We start from the raw sequence: 18074 nt of genomic DNA on the forward strand, positions 1-18074 counted from the left end.
GAGCGTGTCACTGATCGCTTCCGACCAATTCCGCATCGTTGTCGGCCTCGGCAAGAGCGGCATGTCCCTGGTTCGCTTTCTGGCGAACCGGGGCATCGCCTTTGCGGTCGCCGACACCCGCGAGCAGCCGCCGGAACTGGATACCCTGCGCCGCGAGTACCCGCAGGTGGAAGTGCGCTGTGGCGAACTGGACGTGGACTTCCTGTGCCGCGCCAACGAGTTGTACGTCAGCCCCGGCCTGGCCCTGGCCACACCGGCGCTGCAGCAGGCCGCGGCGCGTGGCGTGCGCCTGTCCGGCGACATCGAACTGTTCGCCCGGTATGCCAAGGCGCCGATCGTGGCCATCAGCGGCTCCAACGCCAAGAGCACCGTGACCACCCTGGTCGGCGAGATGGCCGCCAAGGCTGGCAAACGTGTGGCAGTGGGCGGCAACCTCGGCACGCCGGCGCTCGATCTGCTCGACGACGCCGTGGAGCTGTACGTCCTGGAGTTGTCCAGCTTCCAGCTGGAGACCACCGAGCAGCTCAATGCCGAAGTGGCCACCGTGCTCAACATCAGCGAAGACCACATGGACCGCTACAGCGGCCTGCCGGCCTACCACCTGGCCAAGCACCGGATCTTTCGCGGCGCCCGCCAGGTGGTGGTGAACCGCCAGGACGCCCTGAGCCGGCCGCTGCCGGTCGAAGGCCGGCCCTGCTGGACCTTCGGCCTCAACGTGCCGGACTTCAAGGCCTTCGGCCTGCGCGAAGTGGACGGTGAAAAACACCTGGCCTTCGAGTTCCAGGCCCTGATGCCGGTGCGCGAGCTGAAGATCCGGGGTGCCCACAACCAGAGCAATGCCCTGGCCGCGCTGGCCCTGGGCCATGCGGTGGGCCTGCCGTTCGCACCGATGCTCGAGGCCCTGCGCGAATTCGCCGGGCTCGCCCACCGTTGCCAATGGGTGCGCGAGCGCAACGGGGTGAACTGGTACGACGATTCCAAGGCCACCAACGTCGGTGCCGCCCTGGCCGCCATCGAGGGCCTGGGCGCGGATATCGACGGCAAGCTGGTGCTGATTGCCGGCGGTGACGGCAAGGGGGCCGATTTCTCCGCTTTGCGCGAGCCGGTGGCGCGCTACTGCCGCGCCGTGGTCCTGCTCGGCCGCGATGCCGAGCGCCTGGCCGAGTCGCTCGGCGAGGGTGTGCGGCAGGTCAGGGTCAAGACCCTGGACGAGGCCGTGCAGCGCTGCGCCGAACTGGCCCAGCCCGGCGATGCCGTGCTGTTGTCGCCGGCCTGCGCCAGCCTCGACATGTTCCGCAACTTCGAAGAACGCGGGCGTCTGTTCGCCCAGGCGGCAGGAGGGCTGGCATGATCTTCGGCATCATCAAGCCCTATCCGTCGCCGCTGATCAGCGGCCGAGGCATCGACCTGGACTTCCCGTTCCTCGCCGGCTGCCTGGCGCTGCTCGGCCTGGGCCTGGTGATGATCACCTCGGCCTCCTCGGAAGTCGCCGCGGTGCAGTCGGGCAACCCGCTGTACCACATGTTCCGCCACCTGGTGTACGTGGCCCTGGGCCTGATCGCCTGTGGGGCGACCATGATGGTGCCGATCGCCACTTGGCAGCGCATGGGCTTCATGATGCTGCTGGGCGCCTTCGGCTTGCTGGTGCTGGTGCTGGTGCCCGGCATCGGTCGCGAAGTGAACGGCTCCATGCGTTGGATCGGCTTCAGCTTCTTCAACGTCCAGCCCTCGGAGATCGCCAAGGTCTTCGTGGTCATCTACCTGGCCGGCTACCTGGTGCGCCGCCAGCAAGAGGTGCGCGAAAGCTGGATGGGCTTCTTCAAGCCGTTCATCGTGCTGCTGCCGATGGCCGGCCTGCTGCTGATGGAGCCGGACTTCGGCGCCACCGTGGTGATGATGGGCGCCGCGGCGGCCATGCTGTTCCTTGGTGGGGTGGGGTTGTTCCGCTTCAGCCTGATGGTGGCGCTGGCGGTGGTGGCGGTGTTCATCCTGGTGCAGGCGCAGCCCTACCGGATGGCGCGCCTGATCACCTTCACCGACCCCTGGGCCGACCAGTTCGGTTCCGGCTACCAGCTGACCCAGGCGCTGATCGCCTTCGGTCGTGGCGAGTGGCTGGGCGTGGGCCTGGGCAACAGCGTGCAGAAGCAGTTCTACCTGCCCGAGGCGCACACCGACTTCGTGTTCTCGGTCCTGGCCGAGGAGCTGGGTGTGCTCGGCTCGCTGTGCACCGTGGCGCTGTTCGTCTTCGTCACCGTGCGCGCCCTGTACATCGGTCTGTGGGCCGAGAAAGCCAAGCAATTCTTCGCCGCCTACATGGCCTTCGGCCTGGCCTTCCTGTGGATAGGCCAGTTCCTCATCAACATCGGGGTGAATGTCGGCCTGCTGCCGACCAAGGGCCTGACCCTGCCGTTCCTCAGCTATGGCGGCAGCTCGTTGGTCATCTGCTGTGCCTGCGTGGGGCTGTTGCTGCGTATCGAATGGGAGAGCCGCACGCACCTGGGCAGCGAGGAGCACGAATTCAAGGAAAGCGATTTTGCCGAGGAGACCTACCATGGCCGCTGACGGCAAGAACGTCCTGATCATGGCGGGCGGCACCGGGGGCCACGTGTTCCCGGCCCTGGCCTGCGCCCGCGAATTCCAGGCCCGTGGCTACAACGTGCACTGGTTGGGCACCCCGCGCGGCATCGAGAACGAACTGGTGCCCCAGGCCGGCCTGCCCTTGCACCTGATCCAGGTCAGCGGGCTGCGTGGCAAGAGCAAGCTGTCGCTGCTCAAGGCACCATTCACCCTGGTCAAGGCGGTGCTGCAGGCGCGGCGCATCATTGGCCAGCTGAAGCCGGCCTGCGTGCTGGGCTTCGGCGGCTATGTGACCGGCCCTGGTGGCGTGGCCGCGCGGCTGTGCGGCGTGCCGCTGGTGATCCACGAGCAGAATGCCCGTGCCGGTACCGCCAATCGGCTGCTGGTGCCCCTCTCGGCGCGCGTCTGCGAAGCTTTCCCTGACACCTTCGCGGCCAGCGCCAAGCGCCGTACCACCGGCAATCCGGTGCGCCCTGAGCTGTTCCTGGAGGCGTCGCGCGCGCCCCTGGCCGAGCGGCGTGCGCGGCTGTTGGTGCTCGGCGGCAGCCTGGGTGCGGAACCATTGAATAAATTGCTGCCTAAGGCCCTGTCGGAAGTGTCAGCGGACCTGCGCCCGGAGGTGTTCCACCAGGCCGGCAAGCAGCATGCGTCGATCACCGCCGAGCGTTATCGCGAAGCGGGCGTCGAGGCTCAGGTAGAGCCCTTCATCAAGGACATGGCCCAGGCCTATGGCTGGGCCGACATGGTGGTGTGCCGGGCCGGCGCCCTGACCGTCAGCGAACTCGCGGCGGCAGGCCTGCCCTCGATGCTGGTGCCCTTGCCCCACGCCATCGACGACCACCAGACCCACAACGCCCAATACCTGGCTCGCGAAGGTGCCGCCTTCCTGATGCCACAAGCGACAACTGGCGCAGCGCAGCTCGCTGAACGCCTGAACGAGGTGCTGATGCAACCCGAGAAACTCAACACCATGGCCAGCACCGCACGGCGACTGGCCAAACCTGCCGCAACCAGCACCGTGGTCGATATCTGCCTGGAGGTGGCCCATGGTTGAAAGCCAGAAAGCCATGCCTCAGCCGAAGATGGGCCGTATCCGCCGCATCCACTTCGTCGGTATCGGCGGCGTGGGCATGTGCGGCATCGCCGAGGTGCTGCTGAACCTGGGTTACCAGGTGTCCGGCTCTGACCTCAAGGCCTCGCCGGTCACCGAGCGGCTGGAGTCGTTCGGTGCCGAGATCTTCGTCGGCCATCGCGCCGAGAACGCCGCCAACGCCGATGTGCTGGTGGTCTCCAGTGCCATCAACCCGGCCAACCCGGAAGTCGCCACCGCCCTGGAGCGGCGCATCCCCGTGGTGCCGCGTGCCGAGATGCTCGCTGAGCTGATGCGCTACCGTCACGGTGTCGCCGTGGCCGGTACCCACGGCAAGACCACCACCACCAGCCTGCTGGCCTCGGTGTTCGCCGCCGGTGGCCTGGACCCGACCTTCGTCATCGGCGGACGCCTGACCGCGGCTGGCACCAACGCCCAGCTCGGCACCAGCCGCTACCTGATCGCCGAAGCCGACGAGAGCGATGCCAGCTTCCTGCACCTGCAGCCGATGGTCGCCGTGGTCACCAACATCGACGCCGACCACATGGCCACCTACGAAGGCGACTTCAACAAGCTGAAGAAGACCTTCGTCGAGTTCCTGCACAACCTGCCGTTCTACGGCCTGGCGGTGATGTGCCTGGACGACCCGGTGGTGCGCGAGATACTGCCGCAGGTCAAGCGCCCGACCGTCACCTACGGTTTCAGCGACGAGGCCGACGTACGCGCCATCAACGTGCGCCAGCAGGGCATGCAGACCCACTTCACCGTGCTGCGCCGTGATCGCGAGCCGCTGGATGTCTCGGTCAACATGCCGGGCAACCACAATGTGCTCAACGCCCTGGCCACCATCGCCATCGCCACCGACGAGGGCATCAGCGACGAGGCCATCGTCCAGGGCCTGTCGGGCTTCCAGGGCGTGGGTCGACGCTTCCAGGTATACGGCGAGCTGCCGGTCGAGGACGGCAGCGTGATGCTGGTGGACGACTACGGCCACCACCCGACCGAAGTGGCCGCGGTGATCAAGGCCGTGCGCGGCGGCTGGCCGAGCCGGCGCCTGGTGATGGTCTACCAGCCGCACCGCTACAGCCGTACCCGCGACCTGTACGACGATTTCGTGCAGGTGCTGGCCGACGCCAACGTGCTGCTGCTGATGGAGGTGTACCCGGCCGGCGAGGAGCCGATCCCCGGGGCCGACAGCCGCCAGCTGTGCCACAGCATCCGCCAGCGCGGCCAACTGGACCCGATCTACATCGAACGCGGCGTCGACCTGGCGCCGCTGGTCAAGCCATTGCTGCGCGCCGGCGACATCCTGCTCTGCCAGGGTGCCGGTGACATCGGTGGCCTGGCCCCGCAACTGATGAAAAGCCCGCTGTTCGCCGGCACCGTCACCCGCCAGGAGAAGTCGAAATGACCCGTGCCTACGACAAGCTGCATTCGACCATGGACGTGAAGGCCTTCGGTCGCGTCGCCGTGCTCTACGGCGGCAAGAGCGCCGAGCGTGAGGTTTCCCTCAAGTCCGGCACCGCGGTGCTGCAGGCGCTGACCAGTGCCGGTGTCGACGTGGTCGGCATCGATGTGGGCGACGACCTGCTCGCGCGCCTGCAGAGCGAGAAGATCGACCGCGCCTTCATCATCCTCCACGGCCGTGGTGGCGAAGACGGCAGCATGCAGGGCCTGCTTGAGTGCCTGGACATCCCCTACACCGGCAGCGGCATCCTGGCCTCGGCCCTGGCCATGGACAAGCTGCGCACCAAGCAGGTGTGGCAAAGCCTGGGCATCCCGACGCCACGCCACGCCGTGCTGGCCAATGAAAACGACTGTGTCGCCGCGGGCACGGAACTGGGCTTCCCGTTGATCGTCAAACCCGCCCATGAAGGTTCCAGTATCGGCATGGCCAAGGTGAACAGCGTGGAAGAGCTGGTCGCTGCCTGGAGGGATGCCGCCCAATACGATTCCCAGGTCCTGGTCGAGCAATGGATCCACGGCCCGGAATTCACCGTCGCCGTGCTGCGTGGCCAGGTATTGCCGCCGATCGCCCTGGGCACGCCGCACGTGTTCTACGACTACGACGCCAAGTACCTGGCCAACGATACCCAGTACCGCATCCCGTGCGGCCTGGACAGCGCCAAGGAACAGGAACTGATCGAACTGACCGCGCGCGCCTGCGATGCCATCGGCATCGAAGGCTGGGGCCGGCTGGACGTGATGCAGGACGAGCAGGGTCGCTTCTGGCTGCTCGAGGTCAACACCGCACCGGGCATGACCGACCATAGCCTGGTGCCGATGGCTGCCCGCGCGGCCGGCCTGGACTTCCAGCAACTGGTGCTGGCGATCCTGGCCGACAGCGTCGAGACGCGAGGTTAACCGCCATGCAAGGCGCGATGTTCCGTCATCAGCAACCCGCCACCGGCCGTAGCAAGCCGGTGCCGCGCGGTGCCAGCCGACTGGTGGCCAAGGAGCCAATGTCGGCGCGCCTGCCCAAGGCCAACTTCAGCGCGCTCAAGCGCCTGCTCTGGCCGGTACTGCTGGTGGCCGCCGGCTTCGGCGCCTACGAAGGCGCGTTGCGCCTGATGCCGTACGCCGACCGGCCGATCACCCGGATCGCCGTGCAGGGCGACCTGAGCTACATCAGCCAGCAGGCGGTGCAGCAACGGATCGCGCCCTATGTGGCGGCGAGCTTCTTCAGCGTGGATCTGACGGCCATGCGCCTGGAGCTCGAGCAGATGCCCTGGATCGCCCACGCCGAGGTTCGCCGGGTCTGGCCGGACGAGGTGGTGATCCGCCTGGAAGAACAGTTGCCGGTGGCGCGCTGGGGGGATGAAGCCCTGCTCAACAACCAGGGCCAGGCCTTCACCCCGCGCGAACTGGCCAACTATGAGCACCTGCCGCAGCTGTTCGGGCCGCAGCGTGCCCAGCAAAAAGTCATGCAGCAATATCAGGTATTGAGCCAGATGCTGCGCCCCCTGGGGTTTTCCATCGCTCGCCTGGAGCTGCGCGAGCGGGGCAGTTGGTTCCTCACCACCGGCGCAGGCAGCGCCGGCCCGGGGATCGAGCTGTTGTTGGGGCGTGATCACCTGGTGGAGAAGATGCGCCGTTTCATTGCCATTTACGACAAGACACTCAAAGAGCAGATCACCAACATCGCCCGCATCGATCTGCGGTACGCCAACGGGTTGGCCGTTGGCTGGCGGGAACCGATTGCACCGACGACGGCCCAACCCGCCGTTGCGAAGAATTAGAGAGAGGCAGGACCATGGCAAACGCGCATAGCGGCAAAATGATCGTCGGGCTGGACATCGGCACCTCCAAGGTGGTGGCGCTGGTGGGCGAAGTGGCCGATGACGGCACCCTGGAGATCGTGGGGATCGGCACCCATCCGTCCCGCGGCCTGAAGAAGGGCGTGGTGGTGAACATCGAGTCGACCGTGCAGTCGATCCAGCGCGCGGTGGAAGAGGCGCAGCTGATGGCTGGCTGCCGCATCCACTCGGCGTTCGTCGGCGTGGCCGGCAACCATATCCGCAGCCTGAACTCCCACGGCATCGTCGCCATCCGCGACCGCGAGGTCAGCACCGCCGACCTCGAGCGCGTGCTCGACGCCGCCCAGGCCGTGGCGATCCCGGCCGACCAGCGGGTCCTGCACACCCTGCCGCAGGACTACGTGATCGACAACCAGGAAGGCGTGCGCGAGCCGCTTGGCATGTCCGGCGTGCGCCTGGAGGCCAAGGTCCACGTGGTCACCTGCGCGGTCAACGCGGCGCAGAACATCGAGAAGTGCGTGCGCCGTTGCGGCCTGGAAATCGATGACATCATCCTCGAGCAACTGGCTTCGGCCTACTCGGTGCTGACCGACGACGAGAAGGAACTGGGCGTGTGCCTGGTGGACATCGGTGGCGGCACCACCGACATCGCCATCTTCACCGAAGGCGCGATCCGCCACACCGCGGTGATCCCGATCGCCGGCGACCAGGTGACCAACGACATCGCCATGGCCCTGCGCACGCCGACCCAGTACGCCGAGGAAATCAAGATCCGCTACGCCTGTGCCCTGGCCAAACTGGCTGGCGCAGGCGAGACCATCAAGGTGCCGAGCGTGGGCGATCGCCCGCCGCGCGAGCTGTCGCGCCAGGCCCTGGCCGAGGTGGTGGAGCCCCGTTACGACGAGCTCTTCACCCTGATCCAGGCCGAGCTGCGTCGCAGCGGCTACGAGGACCTGGTGCCCGCCGGCATCGTCCTCACCGGCGGCACCGCGAAGATGGAAGGCGCCGTGGAACTGGCCGAGGAAATCTTCCACATGCCGGTACGCCTGGGCGTACCGCACAGCGTTCGGGGGCTGAGCGACGTGGTGCGCAACCCGATCTATTCCACCGGCGTGGGCCTGCTTACCTATGGCCTGCAGAAGCAGACCGAGGACCTGCCCCTGACCGGCAACAGCAGCAACAGCTATGGCGAGGAACCGAAGGCTCCGGTGCTTGAGCGATTCAAGCGTTGGGTCCAGGGCAATTTCTAAGTTTCAGAGCAGTAGTGGTAGGCGCAAAACTAGAGAACTGTAAGGAGAGGGAAAATGTTCGAGCTCGTAGACAACGTCCCGCAAAGCCCGGTCATCAAAGTGATCGGTGTCGGCGGTGGCGGCGGCAACGCCGTCAACCATATGGTCAAGAGCAACATCGAGGGCGTGGAATTCATCTGCGCCAACACCGATGCCCAGGCGCTGAAGAACATTGGCGCACGCACCATCCTGCAACTGGGTACCGGCGTGACCAAGGGCCTGGGTGCAGGCGCCAATCCGGAAGTCGGTCGCCAGGCCGCGCTGGAAGACCGTGAGCGCATCGCCGAGGTGCTGCAGGGCACCAACATGGTGTTCATCACCACCGGCATGGGTGGCGGTACCGGTACCGGTGCTGCGCCGATCATCGCCGAAGTGGCCAAGGAGATGGGTATCCTCACCGTCGCGGTGGTGACCCGTCCGTTCCCGTTCGAGGGGCGCAAGCGCATGCAGATCGCCGATGAAGGCATCCGCATGCTGGCCGAGAGCGTCGACTCGCTCATCACCATCCCCAACGAGAAGCTGCTGACCATCCTGGGCAAGGATGCCAGCCTGCTGTCCGCCTTCGCCAAGGCCGACGACGTACTGGCCGGCGCCGTGCGTGGCATCTCCGACATCATCAAGCGTCCGGGCATGATCAACGTCGACTTCGCCGACGTGCGCACCGTGATGGGCGAGATGGGCATGGCGATGATGGGTACCGGCTGCGCCAGCGGCCCGAACCGTGCCCGCGAAGCCACCGAGGCGGCGATCCGCAACCCGCTGCTGGAAGACGTCAACCTGCAGGGCGCCCGTGGCATCCTGGTGAACATCACCGCAGGTCCCGACCTGTCCCTGGGCGAATACTCCGACGTGGGCAGCATCATCGAGGCCTTCGCTTCCGACCATGCCATGGTCAAGGTCGGCACCGTGATCGATCCGGACATGCGCGACGAACTGCACGTGACCGTGGTCGCCACTGGCCTGGGCGCGCGCATCGAAAAACCGGTCAAGGTGGTGGACAACACCCTGCAGACCGCAGCCGCTGCCTACGAGGCGTCCAACCCCGCGCCGGCCCGTCCGGAGCAACCAGCGGTGAACTACCGTGACCTGGAGCGTCCGACCGTGATGCGCAACCAGGCCCATGCAGGTGCCGCCGCGGCAGCTAAACTCAACCCACAGGACGATCTGGACTACCTGGATATCCCGGCCTTCCTGCGTCGTCAGGCTGATTGATGAAATTTATCAGGGGTATAAGGGTGATTGGTGTTCAGCAAAGGCCGGGTCTGTTATCATTCCCAGCCTTTGTTGATACCTGTTCGCAATTTGCGCTGAAGCGGCCAATGCCATGATTAGACAACGCACCCTGAAGAATACCATCCGTGCCACAGGTGTCGGCCTGCACTCCGGGGAGAAGGTCTACCTGACCCTCAAGCCAGCGCCTGTGGACACCGGCATCGTCTTCCGCCGTGCCGACCTCGACCCTGTCGTCGAGATCCCGGCTCGCGCGGCCAACGTCGGCGAGACAACCATGTCGACGACGCTGGTCAACGGTGACGTCAAGGTCGATACGGTCGAGCACCTGCTCTCCGCCATGGCGGGCCTGGGCATCGATAACGCCTACGTCGAGCTCTCCGCCTCGGAAGTGCCGATCATGGATGGCAGCGCAGGCCCCTTCGTATTCCTGATTCAATCCGCCGGCCTGGAAGAACAGGACGCCGCCAAGAAGTTCATCCGCATCCTGCGCGAAGTGACGGTGGAGGAGGGCGACAAGCGCGCCACCTTCCTGCCTTTCGACGGGTTCAAGGTGAGCTTCGAGATCGACTTCGATCACCCGGTCCTGCGCAACCGGACCCAGAGCGCCAGCGTCGACTTCTCCAGCACCTCGTTCGTGAAGGAAGTCAGCCGCGCCCGTACCTTCGGGTTCATGCGCGACATCGAGTACCTGCGCAAGCACAACCTTGCGCTGGGCGGCAGTGTGGAAAACGCCATCGTGGTCGATGAGGACGGCGTGCTCAACGAAGACGGCCTTCGTTACGAAGACGAATTCGTCAAGCACAAGATCCTCGACGCCATCGGCGACCTCTACCTGCTGGGCAACAGCCTGATCGGCGAGTTCAAGGGCTACAAGTCCGGGCACGCGCTGAACAACCAGCTGTTGCGCAAGCTCATCGCCGAGAAAGACGCCTGGGAAGTGGTCACCTTCGAAGATGCCAGCACGGCACCGATCTCCTACATGCGCCCTGTCGCGGCCGTGTAAGTTCGAACACTCTCTAGTTCTGAGGCCACCTTCGGGTGGCCTTTTTTACGCCTGATTCTTGGGGGCTGCTGTACGGCCCCAGGGGGCATCACCGCTTATCTCGAGCGTGACTGGCCAACCGCTCCAGGGCCGCGCGCAGTTTGGGGTCGGTAATCCCTTCGGCGGTCTCGCGCAGGCTTTCGGCAGCGTTTTCCGAAAGCTCCGCAGCCTGCCCCGAGTGCCGGGGGGCTCCGACAGGAGGTTGTACCTGGAACCTGATGCGCTGCAGGTTGGCGAACGCCTCGAGCGCCTGCAACTGTCGCTGCAGACGCTTCTGCTGGTAGCGCAGGCGGGTCGCCCAGTGACCGTCGGTGACCACCAGCAGCAAGGTGCCGTCGCGCCAGGACGCCACATGGCAGTGGGCGCGGGCGGCCGGTTGCAGCTGGCTTTCCAGCAGGCGCTGCAGGTGTGCCAGGCGTTCGGCCTGGTTGAGCAGCAGGCGCAAGGGCCTGGCCTGGCGCAGGAGCGCGGACGGTGGCTGGGCGGGTGAAGGTTTGTAGGCCATGGGGGTACGCAGGAGGTTACAAGATCGGCATCTTAACAGAAGCCGGATCTGGTATTGCCCGTGTCGGCCCATCGCGGGAGGGCGTCGATCGCAGATGAGGTGGTTTGCAGGTCCCTGTGGGAGCCGGCGTGCCGACGATGGGCTGGCACAGGCAGCGCAGCCCCGGATTCAGGATGCAAGTCATTCTCGATACGTTTCATCGGGCCGCGCCTTGAACTCGGCGAAAATGCCCTTATGTTAGAAAAGCCCCCGCCAAAGCGCTGTGCCAGCATCGTGGAAATCCACCACTTTCCTCACCATCGTTTCCGGGTAGAATGCTCGTTCGCATGCGGCCCAAGGGCTGCACGGGCGACTCACGGGGCCGCCCTCCATCCCTAAGTGTGGAAGATCCTGCCGATATGTTTGCGCCTTTGTTAAAGAAACTTTTTGGAAGCAAGAACGAGCGTGAAGTCAAACGCATGCTCAAGACGGTGAACATCGTCAATGCCTTCGAAGAGAAGATGGTGGCCCTCTCTGACGAACAGCTGCGGGGCAAGACCGCAGAGTTCAAAGAGCGCCTGGCCAAAGGCGAGACCCTCGACCAACTGCTGCCCGAAGCCTTCGCCGTGGCCCGCGAAGCCGGCAAGCGCGTCATGGGCATGCGTCACTTCGATGTGCAGCTGATCGGTGGCATGACCCTGCACGAGGGCATGATCGCAGAAATGCGCACCGGTGAAGGCAAGACCTTGGTCGCAACCCTGGCCGTGTACCTCAATGCCCTGTCCGGCAAAGGTGTACACGTGGTCACGGTGAACGACTACCTGGCCCGCCGTGACGCCAACTGGATGCGTCCGCTGTACGAATTCCTCGGCCTGAGCGTAGGCGTGGTCTCGCCCTTCCAGCCACCGGAAGAGAAGCGCGCCGCCTACGCCGCCGACATCACCTACGGCACCAACAACGAATTCGGTTTCGACTACCTGCGCGACAACATGGCCTTCAGCCTGGACGAGAAGTACCAGCGCGAGCTGAATTTCGCCGTGATCGACGAAGTCGACTCCATCCTCATCGACGAAGCCCGTACCCCGCTGATCATCTCCGGCCAGGCCGAGGACAGCTCCAAGCTGTACATCGAGATCAACCGCCTGATCCCGCGCCTGAAGCAGCACATCGAGGAGGTCGAGGGCCAGGTCACCCAGGAAGGCCACTTCACCATCGACGAGAAGAGCCGCCAGGTCGAACTGAACGAGGCCGGCCACCAGTACATCGAGGAGATGCTGACCCAGTCCGGCCTGCTGGCCGAGGGCGAGAGCCTCTACTCGGCGCACAACCTGAGCCTGCTGACCCACGTCTACGCCGGCCTGCGCGCCCACAAGCTGTTCCACCGCAACGTCGAGTACATCGTCCAGGACGGCCAGATCCTGCTGATCGACGAGCACACCGGCCGTACCATGCCGGGCCGCCGCCTGTCCGAAGGCCTGCACCAGGCCATCGAGGCCAAGGAAAACCTGAACATCCAGGCCGAGAGCCAGACGCTGGCCTCGACCACCTTCCAGAACTACTTCCGCCTCTACGCCAAGCTCTCCGGCATGACCGGTACCGCCGACACCGAGGCGTTCGAGTTCGCCCAGATCTACAACCTCAACGTGATGGTCATTCCGCCGAACAAGCCGTTGGCGCGCAAGGACTTCAACGACCTGGTGTACCTGACCGCCGACGAGAAGTACGCGGCCATCATCGCTGACATCAAGGAAAGCATGGCCCAGGGCCGTCCGGTCCTGGTCGGTACGGCGACCATCGAGACCTCCGAGCACATGTCCAACCTCCTGAAGAAGGAGGGCATCGACCACAAGGTGCTCAACGCCAAGTACCACGAGAAGGAAGCCGAGATCATCGCCCAGGCCGGTGCCCCGGGTGCGCTGACCATCGCTACCAACATGGCCGGCCGTGGTACCGACATCCTGCTGGGCGGCAACTGGGAGGCCGAGGTGGCCGCCCTGGAGAACCCGACCGACGAGCAGGTGGCGCAGATCAAGGCCGACTGGCAGAAGCGCCACCAGCAGGTGATCGAGGCCGGCGGCCTGCACGTGATCGCCTCCGAGCGCCATGAATCCCGGCGTATCGACAACCAGCTGCGTGGCCGTTCCGGCCGCCAGGGCGACCCGGGCTCCAGCCGTTTCTACCTGTCCCTGGAAGACAGCCTGATGCGCATCTTCGCCTCCGACCGGGTGAAGAACTTCATGAAGGCCCTCGGCATGCAGTCCGGCGAGGCCATCGAGCATCGCATGGTCACCAACGCCATCGAAAAGGCCCAGCGCAAGGTCGAGGGACGCAACTTCGACATCCGCAAGCAGTTGCTGGAATACGACGACGTGGCCAACGAGCAGCGCAAGGTGATCTACCACATGCGCAACAGCCTGCTGGCCGCAGAGAACATCGGCGAGACCATCGGCGAGTTCCGCAAGGAAGTGCTCGACGCCACCATCAGCCAGCACATCCCGCCGCAGTCGCTGCCCGAGCAGTGGGACGTGGCAGGCCTGGAAGCTGCGCTGGCCAGCGACTTCGCCATGAAGCTGCCGATCCAGCAGTGGCTCGACGAGGACGATCACCTCTACGAGGAAACCCTGCGCGAGAAACTGCTCAACGAGATCACCGCCGCCTACACCGAGAAGGAAGACCAGGCGGGCGAAGAAGCCCTGCGTACCTTCGAGAAGCAGATCCTGCTGCGTGTACTGGACGACCTGTGGAAAGACCACCTGTCGACCATGGACCACCTGCGCCACGGTATCCACCTGCGCGGCTATGCGCAGAAGAACCCGAAGCAGGAGTACAAGCGCGAGTCCTTCACCCTGTTCCAGGAACTGCTGGAGTCGATCAAGCGCGACACCATCCGCGTCCTGTCCCACGTCCAGGTCCGTCGCGAGGACCCGGCCGAGGAGGAAGCCCGCCTGCGCCGCGAGGCCGAAGAGCTGGCCCGGCGCATGCAGTTCCAGCACGCCGCCGCCCCAGGCCTGGAAGGCGAGGCGCGACTGCAGGAAGAAGGCGCCGAGGTGGCCGTGGCGGCAGCGCCGGTGCGCAATGAACAGAAGCTGGGCCGCAACGAGCCGTGCTGGTGCGGTTCGGGCAAGAAGTTCAAGCATTGCCACGGGCAGATCGAATGATCGGGCCGAGGGTGCCTGCACGATGATTCCTGGGGGCCGCTTTGCGGCCCTTTCGCGACACAAGGCCGCTCCCACACCATCAGCGCTGCTTTTCAGCCGAGCGCTGTGCCTGTGGGAGCGGCCTTGTGTCGAGAAGGGCTGCAAAGCAGCTCCGCTCTTCCCTCACATGGCTGGCCGACATTAAGATCGTCCACGTCGTATACCCCCACTGTTTTCCCTAGGAGCGCTTACATGGCTGTTGGTCTTGGTCCTTTGCCCACCCTGCACCCGGTTCCCGGTTTCGAACTCGGCATCGCTTCGGCGGGCATCAAGCGCCCAGGGCGCAAGGACGTGGTAGTGATGCGCTGTGCCGAAGGCTCCAGCGTCGCCGGGGTCTTCACCCTCAACGCCTTCTGCGCCGCACCGGTGATCCTGTCCAAGCAACGGGTCCAGGGCACCGTGCGCTACCTGCTGACCAACACCGGCAACGCCAACGCCGGCACTGGCGCCCCTGGTCTGGCCGCCGCCGAGCGTACCTGCGCCAAGCTGGCCGAACTGGCCGGTGTCGATGCCAGTTCGGTGCTGCCATTCTCCACCGGCGTGATCGGCGAGCCGCTGCCGGTCGAGAAGATCGAGGGCGCGCTGCAGGCCGCCCTGGACGACCTGTCGGAGAACAACTGGGCTGAAGCCGCCACCGGCATCATGACCACCGACACCCTGCCCAAGGGTGCCAGTCGTCAGTTCCAGCACGACGGCGTCACCGTCACCGTCACCGGCATCAGCAAGGGCGCCGGGATGATCCGCCCGAACATGGCCACCATGCTCGGCTACATCGCCACCGACGCCAAGGTCGCCCCGGCGGTGCTCAAGGACCTGCTGCTCGACGGCGCCAACAAGTCCTTCAACCGCATCACCATCGATGGCGACACCTCGACCAACGACTGCTGCATGCTGATCGCCACCGGCAAGGCCGACCTCCCAGAGGTCACCGAAGCCAGCGGTGCACTGTTCGAAGCCTTGAAAAAGGCGGTATTCGAAGTCTGCATGGAGGTGGCGCAGGCGATCGTCCGAGACGGCGAAGGCGCGACCAAGTTCGTCACCGTGCAGGTCAACGGCGGCGGTACCCACCAGGAGTGCCTGGATGTCGGCTATGCCGTGGCCCACTCGCCGCTGATCAAGACCGCGCTGTTCGCCTCCGATCCCAACTGGGGCCGTATCCTCGCGGCGGTCGGCCGAGCCGGCGTGCCGGCGCTGGACGTCAGCCTGATCGACGTGTACCTCGATGACGTGTGCATCGCCAGCAAGGGCGGCCGCAGCCCGGGCTATACCGAAGAGCAGGGCGCCAAGGTGATGGCCCAGGAAGAAATCACCATTCGTATCGAGCTGGGCCGTGGCCAATGCAGCGAAACCATCTGGACCACCGACCTGTCCCACGAGTACGTGAAGATCAACGCCGAATACCGGACCTGATCGACTGATACACAAAAGGGGGCCGCAGCGCGGCCCCTTCGCGACCGAGGCCACTCCCACAGGTGTGACCCAGTGCCTGGAGGAGTGGCCTTGTGCTGCGATGGGCTGCGACGCGGCCCGGACGTTCAAACCCAATGGAGCCGAACCATGAGCTATCACCTGATCATCGGCGACAAGCTGTATTCTTCCTGGTCGCTGCGCGGCGCCCTGGCCCTCGAGCTGGCTGGCGTGCCCTATGAAGAAACGCTGATCAAACTCAACCAGCCCGACACCCGCAAGCGCATCCTGGCCTTCTCGGCCACGGGCAAGGTGCCACTACTCAAGACCGAGCACGGCATCATCGCCGACTCCCTGGCCATCGCCGAGTACCTGGCCGAGCGCCATCCCGAGGCCCAGCTATGGCCGGCCGACATCGCCGCCCGGGCCCAAGCACGTTCGGCCTGTGCACAGATGCACAGCGGCTTCGTCGCCTTGCGTGGCGCCATGCCGTTCGACCTGTCCCGCGACCAGGCGCTGGAAAGCGTTCCGCTGGAGGTGCAGGTAGACATCGACCGCATCGTCGCGCTGTGGTCCGAATGCCGCCTGGCAGCCAAGGACAGCGGCCCGTTCCTGTTCGGCAGGCCGACCTTGGCCGATGCATTCTTCGCACCCGTGGCCGTGCGCTTGCGCACCTACCGTGTTGAAGTGCCGGCAGAAGCGGCTGCCTATATCGAGACCCTCTACCAGTGGCCGGCTTTCCAGGCCTGGCAGAAGGCTGGCCTGGCGGAGCGTGAAGGGTGAAGCGGATCCATGTCGTTGCAGCGGTGATTCGTGGCGCCGATGGGCGCATCCTCATTGCCCGCCGAGCCGATACCCAGCACCAGGGCGGCCTGTGGGAGTTCCCGGGTGGCAAGGTGGAGGAGGGCGAGGGCGTCGAAGCTGCGCTGGCCCGTGAGTTGCGCGAGGAATTGGGCATCGAGGTGAGCTGCTCGCGGCCGCTGATCAAGGTCAGCCATGACTATGCGGACAAGCAGGTCCTGCTGGATGTGCGTGAGGTCGACACCTTCGTCGGCGAGCCCCATGGCGTCGAGGGGCAGCCCCTGGCCTGGGTGGCGCCACGGGATCTTGGGCAGTATGACTTCCCCGAGGCCAACAGGCCGATCGTCGCTGCTGCACGCCTGCCCGACCAGTACCTGATCACCCCGGATGGCCTGGAGGTGCCGCAGTTGCTGCGCGGTATACAGAAGGCCGTCGCCAGCGGTATCCGGCTGATACAGTTGCGGGCGCCGGACATGTACGACCCCAAGTACCGCGACGTGGCGGTGGATGCGGTCGGCTTGTGCGCAGGCAAGGCCCAACTGATGCTCAAGGGGCCGTTGGAGTGGCTGGGCGACTTTCCATCGGCCGGCTGGCACCTGACGTCTGCCCAGTTGCGCAAGTACGCGGCCAATGGCCGGCCCTTCCCCCAGGCGCGCTGGTTGGCGGCGTCCTGCCACAGTGCCGAGGAACTAGCCCTGGCCGAGCAGATGGGGGTGGACTTCGTCACCTTATCGCCCGTGCAAGCGACCCAGACCCACCCCGAGGCCCCCCCCCTGGGCTGGGATGAGGCGCAGCGCTTGATCGCAGGCTTCAACCAGCCGGTATTTTTACTGGGTGGGGTTGGGCCGGATGAGCGGGCGCGGGCCTGGGAGGTTGGTGCGCAAGGTGTTGCTGGCATTCGCGCGTTCTGGCCTGAGCGCTCCTGAAGGTAATCAGCCTGACATCGTGCATGTGGGTGTCAGGCTGTTGGCCGGTGTTGGGGGCGAGCCTTCCTATATTGGGGCGGCGGGGCTCTGGACCTTGAATAGCCGGCATACGACGTACCAGCACAGGGCGCTAAGCAGGTTGTACGGCCACAGCACCAGCCACAAGGGCAGTAGCCAGTTTTTCTTACCTTGCATTTCACCGGGCTCCCCTGTTCGCCAAGGAGCATAGTGGCGCCAGGCTTGTTTGGGCGTCAGGCAGATCGTATTCAGCGGTATGCGCCACCAGTCTGGCTCATTCGGTGGGGGGAGTTTGTCGGGGCCATGAGCCATGAACTGACAGATGTATGCCCAGACTTCGTGGGCATAGAGTGGGTTGCACTCACTGGGGTGATTGCTCGGGAACCACAATGCGTTATTGGGATTGATAGCGCCGTGCTCGGGGCGCTCCGCGATCGCTAAGGCATAATTGATACTGAATGAGCTACCTGCAAATTCTGTTTTCTGCAGGAATCCACCGACGCATTTGTTCCAGTCAAAGGTCAGCAACGTCTTGTTTCGTTTGTAAATGATGGTTTTTGTGTGGCGGTCGAAATAGAGGTGGGAAAGCCTGTTTATCAAAAAAATTCGGTAGTACAAGAAGGGCGTCAGGAAAAGTGGAGGGATGACTACAAAGAGTGTATTGATAATATCGAAATTTTCTGGCTCCCAGAAGTCGGAGTCTGCCCATAGGCAGATTTGAAATATTATCATTATGACAGTCATGGATGTATA

General features: G+C 64.9%; 15 protein-coding genes. 13 read left to right on the forward strand and 2 right to left on the reverse strand.

Annotated features, from left to right (window positions below; all coding sequences use genetic code 11):
• Positions 1–4 precede the first annotated feature (4 nt).
• The 9 genes from murD to lpxC all read left to right on the forward strand — a co-directional run bounded on the left by murD (position 5) and on the right by lpxC (position 10449).
• Positions 5–1351 carry a UDP-N-acetylmuramoyl-L-alanine--D-glutamate ligase gene (gene murD, locus ABFA30_RS07970; RefSeq protein ID WP_253081270.1) on the forward strand — a complete coding sequence of 449 codons (1347 nt, stop codon included), beginning with the start codon at positions 5–7 and terminating at the stop codon, positions 1349–1351.
• Positions 1348–2562, forward strand: coding sequence for a putative lipid II flippase FtsW (gene ftsW / locus ABFA30_RS07975; protein ID WP_262923514.1), 1215 nt, complete (start codon positions 1348–1350; stop codon positions 2560–2562). Before murD ends, ftsW begins: the two co-directional genes overlap by 4 nt.
• Positions 2552–3631 carry an undecaprenyldiphospho-muramoylpentapeptide beta-N-acetylglucosaminyltransferase gene (murG, locus tag ABFA30_RS07980; protein ID WP_253099579.1) on the forward strand — a complete coding sequence of 360 codons (1080 nt, stop codon included), beginning with the start codon at positions 2552–2554 and terminating at the stop codon, positions 3629–3631. Before ftsW ends, murG begins: the two co-directional genes overlap by 11 nt.
• Complete coding sequence (murC, locus tag ABFA30_RS07985; RefSeq protein ID WP_225789393.1) at positions 3624–5078, forward strand: UDP-N-acetylmuramate--L-alanine ligase; 1455 nt, start codon at positions 3624–3626, stop codon at positions 5076–5078. Before murG ends, murC begins: the two co-directional genes overlap by 8 nt.
• Complete coding sequence (locus tag ABFA30_RS07990) at positions 5075–6031, forward strand: D-alanine--D-alanine ligase (protein ID WP_225789392.1); 957 nt, start codon at positions 5075–5077, stop codon at positions 6029–6031. Before murC ends, ABFA30_RS07990 begins: the two co-directional genes overlap by 4 nt.
• Before the next feature lie 5 nt (positions 6032–6036).
• On the forward strand, positions 6037–6906 hold the full coding sequence (locus tag ABFA30_RS07995) for a cell division protein FtsQ/DivIB (RefSeq protein ID WP_253081264.1): 870 nt from the start codon (positions 6037–6039) through the stop codon (positions 6904–6906).
• A gap of 14 nt (positions 6907–6920) precedes the next feature.
• Complete coding sequence (gene ftsA, locus ABFA30_RS08000; protein ID WP_225789390.1) at positions 6921–8174, forward strand: cell division protein FtsA; 1254 nt, start codon at positions 6921–6923, stop codon at positions 8172–8174.
• 54 nt (positions 8175–8228) lie between these two features.
• Complete coding sequence (gene ftsZ, locus ABFA30_RS08005) at positions 8229–9425, forward strand: cell division protein FtsZ (RefSeq protein WP_225789389.1); 1197 nt, start codon at positions 8229–8231, stop codon at positions 9423–9425.
• A 112-nt stretch (positions 9426–9537) separates the two neighbouring features.
• Positions 9538–10449: a UDP-3-O-acyl-N-acetylglucosamine deacetylase gene (gene lpxC, locus ABFA30_RS08010; RefSeq protein ID WP_070092350.1), complete on the forward strand. Its 912-nt coding sequence runs from the start codon at positions 9538–9540 to the stop codon at positions 10447–10449.
• Between the two features lie 88 nt (positions 10450–10537).
• On the opposite strand, the gene ABFA30_RS08015 is transcribed toward lpxC, so the two are convergent.
• A complete protein-coding gene (locus ABFA30_RS08015; RefSeq protein WP_225789388.1) occupies positions 10538–10993 on the reverse strand; it encodes a DUF721 domain-containing protein in 456 nt (151 codons plus the stop codon).
• A gap of 398 nt (positions 10994–11391) precedes the next feature.
• On the opposite strand from ABFA30_RS08015, the gene secA reads away from it, so the two are divergent.
• The 4 genes from secA to ABFA30_RS08035 all read left to right on the forward strand — a co-directional run bounded on the left by secA (position 11392) and on the right by ABFA30_RS08035 (position 17303).
• Positions 11392–14130 carry a preprotein translocase subunit SecA gene (secA, locus tag ABFA30_RS08020; RefSeq protein WP_253081263.1) on the forward strand — a complete coding sequence of 913 codons (2739 nt, stop codon included), beginning with the start codon at positions 11392–11394 and terminating at the stop codon, positions 14128–14130.
• Positions 14131–14361: 231 nt separating this feature from the next.
• Positions 14362–15579, forward strand: coding sequence for a bifunctional glutamate N-acetyltransferase/amino-acid acetyltransferase ArgJ (gene argJ, locus ABFA30_RS08025; protein WP_253091116.1), 1218 nt, complete (start codon positions 14362–14364; stop codon positions 15577–15579).
• Positions 15580–15726: 147 nt separating this feature from the next.
• Positions 15727–16359, forward strand: a complete 633-nt coding sequence (locus ABFA30_RS08030; RefSeq protein ID WP_225789385.1) for a glutathione S-transferase family protein — start codon at positions 15727–15729, stop codon at positions 16357–16359.
• Positions 16356–17303, forward strand: coding sequence for a Nudix family hydrolase (locus tag ABFA30_RS08035; protein ID WP_410045317.1), 948 nt, complete (start codon positions 16356–16358; stop codon positions 17301–17303). Before ABFA30_RS08030 ends, ABFA30_RS08035 begins: the two co-directional genes overlap by 4 nt.
• Positions 17304–17369: 66 nt before the next feature.
• Here the strand turns inward: ABFA30_RS08035 and ABFA30_RS08040 are convergent, their stop codons facing one another.
• On the reverse strand, positions 17370–18065 hold the full coding sequence (locus ABFA30_RS08040) for a hypothetical protein (protein WP_410045318.1): 696 nt from the start codon (positions 18063–18065) through the stop codon (positions 17370–17372).
• Between the last annotated feature and the right edge of the window lie 9 nt (positions 18066–18074).

This window comes from Pseudomonas sp. HLMP, assembly GCF_046365545.1.
Classification (GTDB): Bacteria; Pseudomonadota; Gammaproteobacteria; order Pseudomonadales; family Pseudomonadaceae; genus Aquipseudomonas; species Aquipseudomonas guariconensis_B.

Excerpts from the sequence above, each read along its gene's own strand:
- ftsW (WP_262923514.1), top strand. The coding sequence starts at position 1,348 with ATGATCTTCGGCATCATCAAGCCCTATCCGTCGCCGCTGATCAGCGGC.
- murG (WP_253099579.1), top strand. The coding sequence starts at position 2,552 with ATGGCCGCTGACGGCAAGAACGTCCTGATCATGGCGGGCGGCACCGGG.
- murC (WP_225789393.1), top strand. The coding sequence starts at position 3,624 with ATGGTTGAAAGCCAGAAAGCCATGCCTCAGCCGAAGATGGGCCGTATC.
- ABFA30_RS07990 (WP_225789392.1), top strand. The coding sequence starts at position 5,075 with ATGACCCGTGCCTACGACAAGCTGCATTCGACCATGGACGTGAAGGCC.
- ABFA30_RS07995 (WP_253081264.1), top strand. The coding sequence starts at position 6,037 with ATGCAAGGCGCGATGTTCCGTCATCAGCAACCCGCCACCGGCCGTAGC.
- ftsA (WP_225789390.1), top strand. The coding sequence starts at position 6,921 with ATGGCAAACGCGCATAGCGGCAAAATGATCGTCGGGCTGGACATCGGC.
- ftsZ (WP_225789389.1), top strand. The coding sequence starts at position 8,229 with ATGTTCGAGCTCGTAGACAACGTCCCGCAAAGCCCGGTCATCAAAGTG.
- lpxC (WP_070092350.1), top strand. The coding sequence starts at position 9,538 with ATGATTAGACAACGCACCCTGAAGAATACCATCCGTGCCACAGGTGTC.
- ABFA30_RS08015 (WP_225789388.1), bottom strand. The coding sequence starts at position 10,993 with ATGGCCTACAAACCTTCACCCGCCCAGCCACCGTCCGCGCTCCTGCGC.
- secA (WP_253081263.1), top strand. The coding sequence starts at position 11,392 with ATGTTTGCGCCTTTGTTAAAGAAACTTTTTGGAAGCAAGAACGAGCGT.
- argJ (WP_253091116.1), top strand. The coding sequence starts at position 14,362 with ATGGCTGTTGGTCTTGGTCCTTTGCCCACCCTGCACCCGGTTCCCGGT.
- ABFA30_RS08030 (WP_225789385.1), top strand. The coding sequence starts at position 15,727 with ATGAGCTATCACCTGATCATCGGCGACAAGCTGTATTCTTCCTGGTCG.
- ABFA30_RS08040 (WP_410045318.1), bottom strand. The coding sequence starts at position 18,065 with ATGACTGTCATAATGATAATATTTCAAATCTGCCTATGGGCAGACTCC.